The organism is Actinomadura sp. NPDC048955 (genome assembly GCF_040649435.1).
Taxonomy (GTDB): Bacteria; Actinomycetota; Actinomycetes; order Streptosporangiales; family Streptosporangiaceae; genus Spirillospora; species Spirillospora luteofluorescens.
Map to the genome: position 1 here is coordinate 60,863 of NZ_JBEZJI010000003.1, position 14,752 is coordinate 75,614.

A 14,752-nucleotide genomic window follows, 5' to 3' on the forward strand; every position below is an offset into this window, starting at 1 on the left:
GGCAAAGGAATCGCCGCACCCATTCCAGTGGCCTCGCGCCTCGGGTCAAGCGGACGGAGATCGCGACGTCCGGCGGACTTTTCCGATCTGACGGGAAAAGGCGGTTCAGGGGGCCTGGATCGAAAAATTGACCCCGGGGGAGTCGACTTCGCGGCACGGCTGCGGAATGGTCTCCCGCATGGATTCACGAATTCGAGCCGCGGGCGGGGCGTCCGGCCCCGTCCAGTGGCTGCTGGCCTTTCTCGCCGCCCGCGAGAAGGCGCTGCGCACGCACTCCGGGACCGCCTCCGGCCCCGCGGAGTGGCTGCTGGTCTTCCTGGAGGTCGAACGCGCCGGGCCCGCCGCCCGGCGGCGCCCGGCCGCCCTGCCGTCCCGGCGCGGCAGGACCGAGGAGCCACCGTTCGGCCGGCTGTCCGCCCGCAGCGCGTAAAGGAAGGTCATGACCATCGAGATGCTCCTCGCCGCCCTGATCGGCGGCGCGATCGGCCTCGCCGAGCTCGTCGCGCGCTACCGCGACCGGCCCGCCGCGGCCCTGCTCTCCCCGGGCGGGCTGCTGTTCGTCTTCGTCAACGCCAGCGCGTCGATCGTCGCGCTGATCGCGGTGACCGCCTCCGGCTGGACGTTCGGGCTGCCCGCCACCACACCCCCGGCGAGCCTCGTGGTCGTCCGGGTCATCGCCGCCGGCCTCGGCTCCGCGGCCGTGCTGCGCATGTCGTTCGCCCCCGCGCAGGGCCGCGGCGCCGGCACCGGCCCCATCGCCCTCCTCAACGGCATCCTGCGGCTCGCCGACGGCGAGCTGGAACGCAAGCGCGCGCTCAGCAGGCTGTCGCACGACGACCTGGCGGGGCTGTCGTTCGAACGCGACCACGCGGCCCTCGCCGAGCTGTGCTGCCACCTCATGCGCGAGTTCGACCTGGCGGAGGCGCAGCGGCTCGGCGGCCTGGCGGCCGAGCTGAGCGGCCGCGACGACCTCACCGACGCCGACAAGCTGGACTGCTGGGGGCTGGAGCTGACGCGGCTCGTCGGCGAGCGCGCCCTCCGGCAGGCGGCGCGCCGGCTGCGGGACCGGCCCCGCGACGAGGCCCGCCCGGCGGCCGAGCCCGGGCAGCGCCCGGCCGTCCCGGCGCCCGATCACGACCACCTGGCCGAGACCGCGCCGCCGCGCCCCTCCGTCGCCAAGACCTCCCGCCTCGCGCCGAGCGCGAACGGCAGGCCGGAACGCAAATCGTTCAGCGACGCCTGACACCCCGTGAGATACCGGTGCGCCCCTCCGGCAGGGCGCACCGGTATTTTCGCTGGACGGGCACGCGCCGCCGGGGGCGGCGGCTATTTCGGCCGGGCGGAGAGGGCCGCCTCGGAGTCGTCCCGCGCCTCCAGTGCCGCCGCGATGCGGTGCAGCGCCTCCGCCATCGAGACGAGCGCCTGCACCTGCGCGGCGGCCATGAGATTTCCCGGCGAGGGATCGGCGGCCTGCGCCTCCGCGGCCGCTTCGCAGGCCTGCTGGTTCCACCAATGCACGTACCGATTCTATTCGGTGGCACGAATGCGGAACATTGCGCCGCGCCGCCCCGCCGCCGGCACGGAAAAGGCTTTGCCGGCACCGGAATTGAAAGGACCCCGCCGTGACCACCGAACCCCGCGCCGCACCGCCCGCCGGACCACCGCCCTGGACCGGAAAGCCGGTGCGGCGACTGACCACCGCGGAACTCGCCGAGGCCCTCGCATATCTGGAGAGGCACCGCCCGGACGACGACGTCCTCGGCCGCGCCCTCGCCGGCGAGTTCGCCCGCCGGACGGCCGCCGCGGAGTTCGCCCGCCGCGCCGTCGCCGACCGCCGCGACGCCCGGGAGGGCGGCCCCGGCAGGGACGACGGCCCCGGTGGACGGCGCGCCCCCGGAGAGCCCCGCCCCGCTTCACCGGACCTCGACGGGCCGCGCCGCCCGCCCCTGACGCCGCCGGGACGTCCGCGGGCCCCGCAGTGAGCCGTGGGGTGGCGCGTCACTTCCGTGACCCTGGGTATAGACGCGCCATGGAGGTACGGCTGCGCAGGGTGTACGAGTCGCCGTCGGACGCGGACGGGAAGCGGATCCTGGTCGACAGGGTGTGGCCACGGGGCCTGTCGAAGGACGAGGCCCACCTGGACGAGTGGGAGAAGGACGTCGCCCCCTCGACCGAGCTCCGCAAGTGGTACGGCCACGACGCCGCCAAGTTCGAGGAGTTCACCCGCCGCTACGACGCCGAACTGGCCGAGCCGGAGCGCGCCGCGGCCCTCGACCACCTGCGGGAGCTAGCCGGGCAGGGCACGGTCACCCTGCTCACCGCGACCAAGGACGTCGACCGCAGCCAGGCCGCGGTCCTCGCCGCCAGGCTCCGCGGGTCCGGCGGGCCCTCCCGCGCCTGATCGCAACCCGTTCTGGGGTTTCTGGACGTCGCGCGTCAATTCGCCGTTCACCTGAATGGAACGCTCCTTTCCACTGCCGCCTTCAAAGGGCCGGCATTGGACGTTCCATCTCCCCTGATCGCGCCCCGCAAAAGAGGGTCCTTCGTCTTTTCCGGCCTCGCCATGGGAAAGTGAAAAAGCGACGATTGACCCCTCTGAGCAGGTAAGTTTACGCTCCCTTTGCGCAGGTCCCAGCGAGGAGGAATCGCATGCGTAAAGGGATTGCCGTTTCCGTTGCCGCCGCAATTGCCGTGAGCGCCTTCGCCGCCGCACCGGCGTCCGCGGCGCCGCGCCGGGTGCACGGGCCGAACGGGGTGACCATCGAGATCGCGACCGTCAACGGGTCGGGCTGCCCGACCGGGACGGCCGCGGTCGCCGTGTCGGAGGACAAGGAGGCCTTCACCGTCACCTACAGCGACTACCTGGCTCAGGCGGGCGGTTCCTCCGGCCCGACCGACTTCCGGAAGAACTGCCAGATCAGCATGAAGGTGCACGTCCCCCAGGGCTTCACCTACGCGATCTCGTCCACCGACTACCGCGGCTTCGCGTCCCTGGAACCGGGCGCCTCCGCCGTCGAGAAGGCGAGCTACTACTTCCAGGGAATGTCGCAGACCTCCGCCATCTCGCACACCCTGAAAGGCCAGTACGCCGACAACTGGCAGTTCACCGACACCAACGACGTGGCGCAACTCGTCTACAAGCCGTGCGGCGAGGAGCGCAATTTCAACGTCAACACGGAACTGCGAGTCCTCAAGGGCACCTCGGACCCGGCGAAGACGAGCTTCATCTCGATGGACTCCACCGACGGAAGCATCAAGACCACCTACCACTTCGCCTGGAAGCAGTGCCCCCCGTGGTGACGGCCCTCCGCGGCCGTGACCAGCGGCGCCGAGCGTGCCGGCTTCCATCCAGCCCCGAGTAAAGGAGAACAACCGATGCGCACAGGACTGTCCGTCTCGGCGGCCTGCCTGGCCGCCCTGACGCTCCCCCTGGCCGCCGTGCCCGCGTCCGCCACGGCGGCGGACCCGCCCCCGCCCGACCGGATCGTCATCGACGTCAACACCGTGAACGGGTCCGGCTGCCGCGCGGGGACGACCGCGGTGGCGGCGGCGAGCGACAACACCGCGTTCACCGTCACCTACAGCGACTACCTGGCCCAGGCCGGAGGCGGCTCCAACCCGACCGACATCCGCAAGAACTGCCAGATCAACCTGAACGTGCACGTCCCGCAGGGCTTCACGTACGCGATCGCCGGCGCGGACTACCGGGGCTTCGCGCACCTGGAGGACGGCGCGTCCGGGATGGAGAAGGCGAACTACTACCACCAGGGCATGGCGCAGACGACGCCCGTCAGCCACACGATCCGCGGCGGATACTCCGACAACTGGCAGTTCTCGGACCGCACGGACGTCTCCGAGCTCGTCTTCAAGCCGTGCGGCGAGGACCGCAACTTCAACATCAACACCGAGCTGCGCGTCTACAAGGGCACCTCGGACGCCGCGAGGACCAGCTTCATGGCCTTCGACTCCACCGACGGGAGCGTCAGGACGACGTACCACTTCGCGTGGAAGAAGTGCCCGGGCTGACCGGCCCCCGCCCGCCCCGCCGGGCCGCGTCCTCCACCAGGGAGGACGCGGCCCGGCCGGCGCCGGGTGAGGGGTCGTCGCGGCGGGGCGTCCCGATGGAGTCCGGAACGGGTTTTAGAGTGAGGGGGTCTCAAGGAAGGATCCTCACCATGCCCCTCGCCTCACGTCTGCCGGCCCCGCCCGAGACCATGGCCGTCCTGGAGGAGACCTACGCGGGGGTGCTGCGCCGCGATCCGGGGGAGGCCGAGTTCCACCAGGCCGTGCACGAGGTGCTGGAATCCCTCGGCCCGGTGCTGGCCGCGCGGCCGGGCCTCGCCACCGCCAAGCTGGTCGAGCGGGTGATCGAGCCGGAGCGCCAGATCATGTTCCGCGTCCCGTGGCAGGACGACAACGGAGAGATCCACGTCAACCGCGGCTTCCGCGTCGAGTACAACGGCGCGCTCGGGCCGTACAAGGGCGGGCTCCGCTTTCATCCCACGGTGAACCTCGGCATTGTCAAGTTCCTCGGCTTCGAGCAGATCTTCAAGAACGCGCTCACCGGCCTCGGCATCGGCGGCGGCAAGGGCGGCAGCGACTTCGACCCGCACGGCCGCTCCGACGCGGAGGTCATGCGCTTCTGCCAGTCGTTCATGACCGAGCTGCACCGCCACGTCGGCGAGCACACCGACGTCCCGGCCGGCGACATCGGCGTCGGCGCCCGCGAGATCGGCTTCCTGTTCGGCCAGTACCGCCGCGTCACGAACCGGTGGGAGGCCGGGATGCTGACCGGCAAGGGCATGCTGTGGGGCGGCTCCGCCGTCCGGACGGAGGCGACCGGCTACGGCAACGTGATGTTCACGGCCGAGATGCTGCGCCGCCGCGGCGAGGACCTGGACGGCCAGCAGATCACCGTCTCCGGCTCCGGCAACGTCGCGATCTACACGATCGAGAAGGCGCAGCAGCTCGGCGCGAACGTCATCACCGTCTCCGACTCCGGCGGCTACGTCGTGGACGAGAAGGGCATCGACCTCGACCTGCTCAAGCAGGTCAAGGAGGTCGACCGGGGCCGCGTCTCCGACTACGCCGACCTGCGCGGCGCCTCCGCGCGGTTCGTCCCGGGCGGCCGGGTGTGGGACGTCCCCGCCGACATCGCGCTGCCGTCGGCGACGCAGAACGAGCTGGACGCCGACGCCGCCGCGATCCTCGTCCGCAACGGCGTGAAGGCCGTGTCCGAGGGCGCCAACATGCCGACCACGCCCGAGGCCGTGCACGTCCTCCAGGACGCGGGCGTCGCCTTCGGGCCCGGCAAGGCCGCCAACGCGGGCGGCGTCGCGGTGAGCGCGCTGGAGATGCGGCAGAACGCGAGCCGCTCCGCCTGGCCCTTCTCCCAGGTGGAGGAGGAGCTGTCGGCGATCATGACGAGCATCCACGACACCTGCTACGAGACCGCCGACCGCTACGGCGCCCCCGGCGACTACGTGGCCGGCGCCAACATCGCCGGCTTCGAGCGCGTGGCCGACGCGATGCTCGCCCAGGGCCTCATCTGACGAAGCGCGTCACCTCCGCCGCAGGACCGCCCTGCGCTGAGCCGCCGGATGGCTCAGAAGGGGCGGTCCTGGGCATGGACGGAGAGTGAACGCGCAATCGCGAAGAGCCCGCATCCGGCCTTTGGTCAAGGTGGCCCTGCGCACGACGCTGACCACGGTGGCCCTGGTCGTCGTGTACTTCACGGCCCCGTTGAACAGGTCGTTCACGCCGGTGACCGGCGTTGTGCTGACCGTGTCGCTGGTCGCCCTGGGAGCGCTCGTCACCTGGCAGGCGAGGTCGATCGCGCGCTCGCACTCCCCGAGGTTCCGCACCATCGAGGCTCTGGGGACGACCGTCGCGCTCTTCCTGCTGGTGTTCGCCTCCAGCTACCGCCTGATGAGCCACGACACCCCGCCCGGTTTCTCCGAGCCGCTGACGCACATCGACGCCCTGTTCTTCACCATCACGATCTTCACGTCGGTCGGTTTCGCCGACGTCGTCCCGATCTCCCAGACGGCCCGCGCTCTGACGGCCGTCCAGATGCTCGGCGACCTGGTCTTCCTGGGCGTCGTGGCCAAGGTCTTCCTTGAGGCGATGCGCCGAGGCGTCGAACGCAAGGCCGCCGAACCCCCCGACGCCGCCGGAGACCGCTAGCCGTAGCGCTCCTAGCGGCCCGCGGGCCCGAGGTCGCGGACCCTTTCCAGCCACCGTTCGCGCCGTCCCCAGCTTGCCGACTGCATCCCCGCGCCTCACCAGGTGGAGGGGAACATCCGGTGCTTGAGAAGCGCGTCTACCTGGTCGGCGGCGCGTTCGGTGTCGCCGCAGGGAGAGAGGTGACCGTGCCTGCCGCGCCCGGTCTCGTAGTAGGCCCACTTCCGGCCGGCTGTGGCGCGGACGCTCACCGTGAGGCGCACGTGGTCGTCCGGGCTGAACGCGAGGATCCACAGAAGCGGCACCCAGGTAGGGAAGTCGTCGGCCTGGTAGTGCCTGATGCAGCGGTAGCCCTTGGACTCGATCGCGGCGGCGAGCAGCTCCAGATGCAGGATCGCCGTGGCGCGGTCCAGCAGGGTCCGCCACCACAGCAGGTACCGTCCCGCATGGACGATCATCGGGCGCAGCGAGCCCATACGACCGCTCGCGCGCTTTTGGATGACGAGGATGCCCTCAAGAACAGAATAAGGCGCCAGGAGATTCTGTATCAGAAGCCTGGACCCGCCGTCTCGGTCGTAATGGACGAGACCGTCCTCTATCGCGAAGTGGGCGGAAGGGAGGTGATGAGAGAGCAGTTGGAGCACCTCATCGAACTGTCCCGCAGAGACAGAGTGTGTTTGCAAGTAGCCCCGATCTGCTACATACGGAATGTATGGGCTCCATTTGCGATCGCCACGCTACCCGACCAGCGGCAGATCGTGTACACCGACAACGCCTATGGTGGCGAAACGACGACCAGCCCGAGACACGTGGCCCTGGTGAGCGAGACATTTGTCATGCTGCAGGGAGAGGCGTTGAACGTGAGAGATACGAGAGAGTTGATCCGAAGGGTGGTTGACGAGAGATGGACCTGAGTAAAGCATTGTGGCGCAAGGGTTCCAAGAGCAAAGAAGATGGTTCCAACTGTGTGGAAATCGCCTCCGTCTCCGACATTGTTGCCGTGCGTGACAGCAAGGCCCCTGACGAGCCCGAGATCATAATGAGCCGCGAAGATTTCCGCCGCTTTGCGGCAGCGCTGAAGAACCTCTGAGAAACTCGCCGCGAGTCACGGGAACCCGTGTCCTCCGACCCGGAGGGCGGACTCAGGGAAGTCCCTGGTCTGTCCCTGAGATCCGGGTCGCGCCCTGTCGCTGTCACGGCCGTGACACCAGCATTGGTGCTTCATCTTCAGATTTCTACTGCTGATGGGGAGCCACATGAACACACGGCCGTCCGCCCCGACGCGCCGGTCGGTTCTGGCCGCTGCCGGAACGGCGGGGCTCTCGATCGCAATCGCGGGCCCGGCCGGGGCGGACCGCCGTCCCGCCGGTGCCGAACGGACGACCGCCGGGGACCGTGAAGGGCGAGTCCGGCTGACACTGCCCAAGCCGACCGGCCCGCATCGGACAGGCACGACATCGCTCCATCTGGTCGACCGCTCACGGCGGGACCCGTGGAGTCCATCGCCCGCTCCGCGCGAACTGATGGTCAGCCTCTGGTACCCGACCCGGCACACCGGCGGCCGCAGGCGCGCTCGCTGGCTCCAGCCGAGTGCGGCTGCGTTGTACAAGCAGCAGATCAGCCGCGGCCTTCATGCCTCACTGGACGACGTCGACCTCCCCATCACCCACGCCTTCCAGAACACCCCCGTCACAAGGCATCGTGGCGGCCGTCCGGTCGTGCTCTTCTCCCCGGGCTATGGCTCGATGCGCGAACTCGGCACCGCGCTGGTCGAGGATCTGGCCAGCCGCGGCTACGTGGTCGTCACCATGGACCACACCCACGAAGCCCAGATCGTGGAGTTCCCCGGCGGCCGCCTCGTCCTTCAGCGCGCCCCGGGCGAACCCAACGACGCCGACATCGCAGGGGTTTCGCGAGTGCGCCGAGACGACACCCGTTTCGTGTTGAACGAACTCGCCGCCTTGAACGCCGGGAAGAATCCCGATGCCGAGCACTGCCCTCTGCCGCACGGCCTGCCGGGTTCCCTCGACCTGTCCAGGGTCGGCATGTTCGGTCATTCGCTGGGCGGCAGTACCGCCGCGGAGACGATGGCCCGTGACCGCCGAATCCTCGCGGGCGCCGACCTGGACGGGAGCATCGGCGGGGCCGTCGCCGCCACCGGCCTCGACCGCCCCTTCCTGCTGATGGCCAATGCCGACCACGGGCGCGACAACGACCCGTCCTGGGCGAAGTTCTGGTCCCATCTGCGCGGTCGGCGCTACCAGCTCCGGCTGCTCGGCTCAGGCCACCACACCTTCACCGACCTGGCCCCTCTGGCGAAGCAGCTGATCAGGGCGCTCCCGCTCCCGCCCAGGGTGGTCGCCGAACTGACGGACCGCGTCGGCACCATCGACGCGGACCGGGCCATCGCCGTCCAACGGGCCTACCTGGGCGCCTTCTTCGACCTGCATCTGCGTCACCGTGACGGCCGCCTTCTGACCAGGCCGTCCCCGCGATACCCCGAAATCGAACTCGTCCCGTGAGCCACCTCTTCGGCACCGTACGGAGCGGAGCCGGCTCGACGGGCCGCGGGCGGCGCGACGCCGAGTTCCTCCTCCACCGCCGACCCACCGGATGAGATGACGTCTCAACCGGCCCGGCTCAGGATGGTGGTGGGGCGGCTGTTCCTGTGTCGGACGGTGTGGCCGGTAGGAGCGCAGGTGTTAATTGCGTGTCGCGGGCCAGGCGGCGAGGGCCAGTTCGGCGGTTTCGGTCAACTCGGCAGCGGTGGCTCCATCGCAGGCACGTTGTGACATGCCCTGGATGACGGCGGCGAAGTACGCGGCCATGGCGCGGGGGCTCGTCGTGGAGGGGATCTCGCCGGCCTGCTGCGCCGCCTGGAGGCGGGCTTGGAAGACGGCCAGGTTCTTGTTGCGCAGAGCGCGGAGGAATGCCGCCACCTCGGCGTCCTGCGGGGTGACGTTGGCGGCCGCGCTGATCGTCAGGCAGCCGGCCGGATGGGACGGGTCCGCGTAGTTGACGGCCGCCTCTCGCAGGATGCGGGAGAAGGCGCCGTAGGCGGTGGGTTCCTCATCGAGGGCGACGGTCATGAAGGCTCCCACGGGTGAGCGCCCATAGCTGTATACGACCTCCTTGAACAGGGACCTCTTGTCACCGAAGGCCGCGTACAGGCTGCCGGGCCTGATGCCCATCGCCTCGGTCAGCTCGCCGACGGACGTGGCCTCGTAGCCGCGTTCCCAGAACAGCCGTGTGGCCGCGGTCAGTGCCGTGTCGCGGTCGAACGCCCTCGGCCGCCCTCGCTTCGCCCGTGTGTCGCTCACCCCAACATTCTAGAGCGATCGCTCAAAAAGGTGTGCTACCTTCCTTTTTTGAGCCATCGCTCAAGAATTTGGAGGAGGGGCCGCAGCCATGGACGCACGAGCTCTTGAGGGCAAGGTCGCGCTGGTCACCGGTGGGAGTCGTGGCATCGGACGGGCCATCGCGGAACGTCTCGGCCGGGACGGAGCCACAGTCGCCGTCGCCTACGCCCGCGACGAGACGGCCGCGAACGAGGTCGTCGAACGCATCCGCAAGGACGGCGGCCGGGCCTTCGCCCTGCGGGCGGAACTGGGGCGCCACGGTGACGCGTCCCGCCTGTGGGACGCCTTCGACGCCCATGCGGACGACTACGCGCCGGGAGGGGCCGTCGACATCATCGTCAACAACGCCGGCATCGGCCGCAGCTCCGATCTGGCTTCGCTGACCGAGGACGAGTTCGACGAGGTCTTCGCCGTGAACGTCCGCGCACCGTTCTTCATCGTGCAGCAGGGGCTGCCGCGGCTGCGCGACGGAGGCCGGATCATCAACATCTCCAGCGGCGTGGCCCGCATCGCCATGCCGGAGATCATGGCCTACGGCGCCACCAAGGGCGCGCTCGACACCTTCACCCTCAATCTCGCCAAGGAACTGGGCCCCCGGGGCATCACCGCGAACTCGGTGGCGCCCGGCATCATCGACACCGATGTCAACGCGGGCTGGCTGCGCGGCGATCCGCAGGCCGAGGCCCGCGCGGCCTCTCTGGCCGCGCTCGGCCGGGTCGGGCGGCCAGAGGACGTGGCCGACATCGTGGCCTTCCTCGCCTCCGACGACGCGCGCTGGGTGACCGGACGGGTGATCGACGCGACGGGCGGTTCCGGGTTGTGAGCATGGTGGCGGAGCCCCCGTCCGGCGCTCGTCAGGGCCTCGCGGGCTAGGCTGCGGTGTCGTGCCGGCGACGCGCCTCGACACCGCCCGGATCCGGGCGGCTCCCCGAATGATCGACTCTGTCTTCCTCGACTCCCCGCTGTATCGCTGCGAGGCGCTGGAGGCCGTCCTCGGGTGCGCGGTGAGCATCAAGCTGGAGACGGCGAACCCGGTCCGCAGTTTCAAGGGCCGCGGCACCGAGCTCGTCGCCGGGCTGCTCGCCGAGAACGGGCCGCGAGCGGCGGTGTGCGCCAGCGCGGGCAACCTCGGCCAGGCCCTCGCCTGGTCCGGGCGCGGCCGGGGGCTCGACGTCACGGTCGTGGCGTCCCGCTTCGCTCCCGCGGCGAAGCTCGACCGCATCCGCGCGCTGGACGCCAGGCTGGAACTGGTGGACGGCGACTTCGACATGGCGCGCGAGCGGGCGGCCGCCCTCGCGCGGCACGACGGCATCCGGCTGGTCGAGGACAGCCTGGACATCGAGACCTGCGAGGGCGCGGCGACCATCGGCCTGGAACTGGTGGACTCCGCGACGCCGTTCGACACCGTCCTGATCGCGCTCGGCGGCGGGGCGCTGGCCACCGGGGTAGGGCACGTGCTCAGGACCTTCGCGCCCGGGGTCGAGGTGATCTGCGTCCAGCCGTCGGGCGCGCCGGCGATGACGCGCTCCTGGCACCGGCGGCGCGTCGTCACCACCGAAGCGACCGACACCATAGCCGACGGCGTCGCCGGACGCCGACCCATCCCGGAGGTCCTGGACGATCTTCTCCTGGTCGCCGACGACGCCGTGCTGGTCGAGGAGGCGTCGATCATCGCCGGTATGCGGATGCTCCTCGACCACGCCGGCCTCGTCGTCGAACCGTCGGCCGCCCTCGGCGTCGCGGCGGTCCTCGAAGACCGCGCCCGCTTCACAGACCGCCACGTCGTCACGATCGTGTGCGGCGGCAACGTCGACATGGACGCCTACCACCGCTGGATCGGCGCGGCCCCCGGCCACTGACCACCGGGGCGCCCGGACCTGCGGCCGAGCACTCATTCCACGAGCACGTCAACGAACTCCAAGGAGACGGGGCATGACCCTTCAGCGCATGGACCACGTCGGCATCGTCGTCGACGACCTCGACGCCGCCGTCGCGTTCTTCACCGAGCTCGGCATGGAGCCGGGAGGCAGGATGCCGGTCCAGGGACAGTGGGTGGACCGCGTCGTCGGGCTCGACGGCGTCGAGGTCGAGATCGAGATGATGCGGACCCCGGACGGCCACGGCGCCCTCGAGCTGACGAAGTTCCACGCTCCGGACCTGATCAGCGGGGCCCCGGACGACGCCCCGCCGAACACGCTGGGCCTGCGCCGCGTCATGTTCGCCGTGGACGACATCAGGGACACCGTCGACCGCCTGCGCGCCCATGGCGGGGAACTCATCGGCGAGATCGACCGGTTCGAGGACCTTTTCCTGCTCTGCTACCTCCGCGGCCCGGCGGGCGTCATCGTCGCTCTGGCCGAGCAGCTCAGATGAGGCCGCCGCCTCCGGCGGAGATGCCGGTGGGCGCGTCCGGCGCGGGCGTTCATCATCCGCCGCACCCACCGCGACAGGTCCCCAGCCTGCCGCCCCCGCGCGCTTTCACCTGCTGATTCTGTGCCATCGCCTGCCTCCGGCCGGCGGTACTGGTATCCGTTGACTTCACGCTGGACGCGGGCCGGTCAAGGGGGCTTCCCGATTCCTGACCGGTCCGGCGCGACAGGGCGCGGGACGGTTGGCGTGGGGGTTTCCTGGGGCATGCCATGGGCAGGGGGATGTCCGTCGTTATGACGTGTCCTTCGACTACCGGGGGGTTTTCGGAGATGACCGCGGGATGGTACGGGCCAGGGGGAATGGACCCGTTCGAGGAGATGCTCGCCCGCTTCTTCGGGGCGCGGGCGCACCGGCGGCCCATGGAGCGGATCAGCCTCGCGCGGCTGATGAGCGAGCCCGCGCGGGAGCTGGTGCGGGACGCCGCCGCGCAGGCGGCGCAGTGGGGCAGCGACGATCTCGACACCGATCACCTGCTGTGGGCGGCGACGCGGCAGCAGGGGACGCGGCAGTGGATGGCGCGCGCCGGCGCGGACCCGGACAAGATCCGGGAGGAGATCGAGGACCACGCCCGGCGCGGTGAGCCCCGGGACGTCCCGCCCGAGCTGACCCCCTCCGCCAAGCGGGCGCTGCTCGACTCGCACCAGGTCTCGCGGGCGCTCGGATCGTCCTACATCGGGCCCGAGCACCTGCTGTTCGCGCTGGCGCTGGACCGGGGGTCGAGCGCCGGGCGGATCCTCGACCACGAGCACGTGACGCCCGACTCGCTGCAGCAGGCGGCGTCCGGCGGGGGCTCCGGGCAGCCGCCGCCCGGCGGCGGCGGGCAGCCGAGCGGGACGCCCACGCTGGACGAGTTCGGGCGCGACCTGACCGCCCTCGCCCGGGAGGGGCGCATCGACCCGGTGATCGGGCGCGAGGACGAGATCGAGGAGACGGTCGAGGTCCTCTCGCGGCGCACCAAGAACAACCCGGTGCTGATCGGCGACCCGGGGGTCGGCAAGACCGCGATCGCCGAGGGGCTGGCGCAGCGGATCGTGGACGACGAGGTCCCCGAGACGCTGCGCGGCAAGCGCATCGTCCAGATCGACCTGGGCGGCGTCGTCGCGGGCACCCGGTACCGGGGCGACTTCGAGGAGCGGCTGAAGAAGCTCGTCGACGAGATCCGCGACCACGCCGAGGGCCTGGTCGTGTTCATCGACGAGATCCACACGATCGTGGGCGCGGGCAGCGCGGAGGGCGCGATGTCGGCGGGGAACATGCTGAAGCCGCCGCTCGCCCGCGGTGAGCTGCACGTCGTCGGCGCGACCACGATCGACGAGTACCGCCGCAACATCGAGAAGGACGCGGCGCTGGAGCGGCGGTTCCAGCCGATCCTGGTGCCGGAGCCGAGCGCCGACGACAGCATCGAGATCCTGCGCGGCCTCCGCGACCGGTACGAGGCGCACCACCAGGTGCGCTTCTCCGACGAGGCGCTCGTCGCGGCCGTCGACCTGTCCAGCCGCTACCTGACCGACCGGTTCCTGCCGGACAAGGCGATCGACCTCATCGACCAGGCGGGCGCCCGCGTCCGGCTGCGCTCCACGCGCGACGGCGGGCGCCGCGAGCTGGAGCAGCGCCTCGACCAGCGGCGCCGTGAGAAGGACCAGGCCGTCGCGGACGAGGACTACGAGCGCGCCTCCGAACTGCGCGACGAGGTCGCCCGGCTGGAGAAGGACCTCACCGCGACGCGCGAGAACGGCGGGCCGGTCACGGTCCCGGAGGTGACCACGGAGGACATCGCCGAGGTCGTCTCGCGGATCTCCGGCGTCCCCGTCACCCAGCTCACGCAGGCCGAGCGGGAGCGCCTGTCGAACCTGGAGGGGCACCTGCACGAGCGTGTCATCGGGCAGGAGGACGCGGTCGCGGCGGTGGCGCGGGCCGTCCGGCGCTCCCGCGCCGGGATGGGCGACCCGGACCGCCCGATCGGCGGATTCCTGTTCCTCGGCCCGACCGGTGTCGGCAAGACCGAGCTGGCCAAGGCGCTGGCGGAGGCCCTGTTCGGCAGCCGGGACCGGATGATCCGGTTCGACATGAGCGAGTTCCAGGAGCGGCACACCGTCAGCCGCCTGATGGGCGCGCCGCCCGGGTACGTCGGCTACGAGGAGGCGGGGCAGCTCACCGACGCCGTGCGCCGCCAGCCGTACTCGGTGATCCTGCTGGACGAGATCGAGAAGGCGCACCAGGACGTGTTCAACGTCCTGCTGCAGCTGCTCGACGACGGGCGCCTCACCGACGCGCAGGGCCGCACCGTCGACTTCCGCAACACCGTCGTGATCATGACGAGCAATCTCGGCTCGGAGCTGATCACCGGCACCACCGAGATCGGCTTCGGCACGTCCGGCGACGGCGGCGCCGGGCTGCGCGACCGGATCATGCGGCGGCTGCGCGAGTCGTTCCGGCCCGAGTTCCTCAACCGGATCGACGAGATCATCGTCTTCCGGCGCCTGGAGGAGGGCCAGCTCCGCCAGATCACCGACCTGCTGCTGGACGAGACGCGCCGCCGCCTGCGCGCCCAGGACGTCTCCGTCGCGTTCAGCACCGAGGCGGTGGACTGGCTCGCCGAGCGCGGCTACCAGCCCGAGTTCGGGGCCCGGCCGCTGCGCCGGACGATCCAGCGGGAGGTGGACGACCGGCTCTCCGACCTGCTCCTGTCGGGCGACCTGCGGCACGGCGGGCATGTCGAGGTGTCCGCGGTGAACGGCGGCCTCGAATTCGACGTCGCCATGGGGTAATGGCTATAGTCC

At 70.7% G+C, this 14,752-nt stretch carries 18 protein-coding genes; 15 read left to right on the forward strand and 3 right to left on the reverse strand.

Features of this window, described 5'->3' with window-relative positions; genetic code table 11:
- Positions 1-178 precede the first annotated feature (178 nt).
- Positions 179-430, forward strand: a complete 252-nt coding sequence (locus AB0C84_RS04115) for a hypothetical protein (RefSeq protein WP_361060940.1) — start codon at positions 179-181, stop codon at positions 428-430.
- A gap of 9 nt (positions 431-439) precedes the next feature.
- Positions 440-1,243 (forward strand): hypothetical protein, encoded by an 804-nt coding sequence (locus tag AB0C84_RS04120; protein WP_361060942.1) that lies wholly within the window; start codon positions 440-442, stop codon positions 1,241-1,243.
- Between the two features lie 83 nt (positions 1,244-1,326).
- Here AB0C84_RS04120 and AB0C84_RS04125 read toward each other — a convergent pair whose 3' ends face one another.
- The gene (locus tag AB0C84_RS04125; RefSeq protein ID WP_258943968.1) at positions 1,327-1,518 is read right to left on the reverse strand and encodes a hypothetical protein; all 192 of its coding nucleotides are present in this window, start codon (positions 1,516-1,518) and stop codon (positions 1,327-1,329) included.
- Positions 1,519-1,622: 104 nt separating this feature from the next.
- Between AB0C84_RS04125 and AB0C84_RS04130 the strand changes: the two genes are divergently transcribed.
- From AB0C84_RS04130 to AB0C84_RS04155, 6 genes are all read left to right on the forward strand, one after another.
- Positions 1,623-1,982 (forward strand): hypothetical protein, encoded by a 360-nt coding sequence (locus AB0C84_RS04130; RefSeq protein WP_361060944.1) that lies wholly within the window; start codon positions 1,623-1,625, stop codon positions 1,980-1,982.
- Positions 1,983-2,029: 47 nt separating this feature from the next.
- A complete protein-coding gene (locus tag AB0C84_RS04135; protein ID WP_361060945.1) occupies positions 2,030-2,401 on the forward strand; it encodes a DUF488 family protein in 372 nt (123 codons plus the stop codon).
- A gap of 248 nt (positions 2,402-2,649) precedes the next feature.
- Entirely contained in the window at positions 2,650-3,300 is a 651-nt protein-coding gene (locus tag AB0C84_RS04140) for a DUF4360 domain-containing protein (RefSeq protein WP_361060947.1), read from the forward strand.
- Between the two features lie 75 nt (positions 3,301-3,375).
- Positions 3,376-4,026: a DUF4360 domain-containing protein gene (locus AB0C84_RS04145; RefSeq protein WP_361060949.1), complete on the forward strand. Its 651-nt coding sequence runs from the start codon at positions 3,376-3,378 to the stop codon at positions 4,024-4,026.
- Positions 4,027-4,214: 188 nt separating this feature from the next.
- Positions 4,215-5,552, forward strand: a complete 1,338-nt coding sequence (gene gdhA / locus AB0C84_RS04150) for an NADP-specific glutamate dehydrogenase (protein ID WP_361061353.1) — start codon at positions 4,215-4,217, stop codon at positions 5,550-5,552.
- A gap of 130 nt (positions 5,553-5,682) precedes the next feature.
- Positions 5,683-6,186 (forward strand): potassium channel family protein, encoded by a 504-nt coding sequence (locus tag AB0C84_RS04155; RefSeq protein ID WP_361061355.1) that lies wholly within the window; start codon positions 5,683-5,685, stop codon positions 6,184-6,186.
- A gap of 95 nt (positions 6,187-6,281) precedes the next feature.
- Here AB0C84_RS04155 and AB0C84_RS04160 read toward each other — a convergent pair whose 3' ends face one another.
- Positions 6,282-6,659, reverse strand: coding sequence for a hypothetical protein (locus AB0C84_RS04160; RefSeq protein ID WP_361060951.1), 378 nt, complete (start codon positions 6,657-6,659; stop codon positions 6,282-6,284).
- An 18-nt stretch (positions 6,660-6,677) separates the two neighbouring features.
- On the opposite strand from AB0C84_RS04160, the gene AB0C84_RS04165 reads away from it, so the two are divergent.
- From AB0C84_RS04165 to AB0C84_RS04175, 3 genes are all read left to right on the forward strand, one after another.
- Positions 6,678-7,097 (forward strand): DUF5753 domain-containing protein, encoded by a 420-nt coding sequence (locus tag AB0C84_RS04165; protein ID WP_361060953.1) that lies wholly within the window; start codon positions 6,678-6,680, stop codon positions 7,095-7,097.
- Positions 7,088-7,273, forward strand: coding sequence for a DUF397 domain-containing protein (locus AB0C84_RS04170; RefSeq protein WP_361060955.1), 186 nt, complete (start codon positions 7,088-7,090; stop codon positions 7,271-7,273). Before AB0C84_RS04165 ends, AB0C84_RS04170 begins: the two co-directional genes overlap by 10 nt.
- A gap of 433 nt (positions 7,274-7,706) precedes the next feature.
- The gene (locus AB0C84_RS04175) at positions 7,707-8,705 is read left to right on the forward strand and encodes a lipase (protein ID WP_361060957.1); all 999 of its coding nucleotides are present in this window, start codon (positions 7,707-7,709) and stop codon (positions 8,703-8,705) included.
- Between the two features lie 180 nt (positions 8,706-8,885).
- Here AB0C84_RS04175 and AB0C84_RS04180 read toward each other — a convergent pair whose 3' ends face one another.
- On the reverse strand, positions 8,886-9,503 hold the full coding sequence (locus AB0C84_RS04180) for a TetR/AcrR family transcriptional regulator (RefSeq protein ID WP_361060959.1): 618 nt from the start codon (positions 9,501-9,503) through the stop codon (positions 8,886-8,888).
- 88 nt (positions 9,504-9,591) lie between these two features.
- Here AB0C84_RS04180 and AB0C84_RS04185 point away from each other — a divergent pair, with 88 nt between their 5' ends.
- The 4 genes from AB0C84_RS04185 to AB0C84_RS04200 all read left to right on the forward strand — a co-directional run bounded on the left by AB0C84_RS04185 (position 9,592) and on the right by AB0C84_RS04200 (position 14,740).
- Entirely contained in the window at positions 9,592-10,365 is a 774-nt protein-coding gene (locus AB0C84_RS04185; protein ID WP_361060961.1) for an SDR family oxidoreductase, read from the forward strand.
- A gap of 61 nt (positions 10,366-10,426) precedes the next feature.
- Positions 10,427-11,401: a pyridoxal-phosphate dependent enzyme gene (locus AB0C84_RS04190; protein WP_361060963.1), complete on the forward strand. Its 975-nt coding sequence runs from the start codon at positions 10,427-10,429 to the stop codon at positions 11,399-11,401.
- A gap of 88 nt (positions 11,402-11,489) precedes the next feature.
- Positions 11,490-11,915 (forward strand): VOC family protein, encoded by a 426-nt coding sequence (locus AB0C84_RS04195; protein WP_258943975.1) that lies wholly within the window; start codon positions 11,490-11,492, stop codon positions 11,913-11,915.
- A gap of 326 nt (positions 11,916-12,241) precedes the next feature.
- Positions 12,242-14,740, forward strand: a complete 2,499-nt coding sequence (locus AB0C84_RS04200; RefSeq protein ID WP_361060965.1) for an ATP-dependent Clp protease ATP-binding subunit — start codon at positions 12,242-12,244, stop codon at positions 14,738-14,740.
- Positions 14,741-14,752 lie beyond the last annotated feature (12 nt).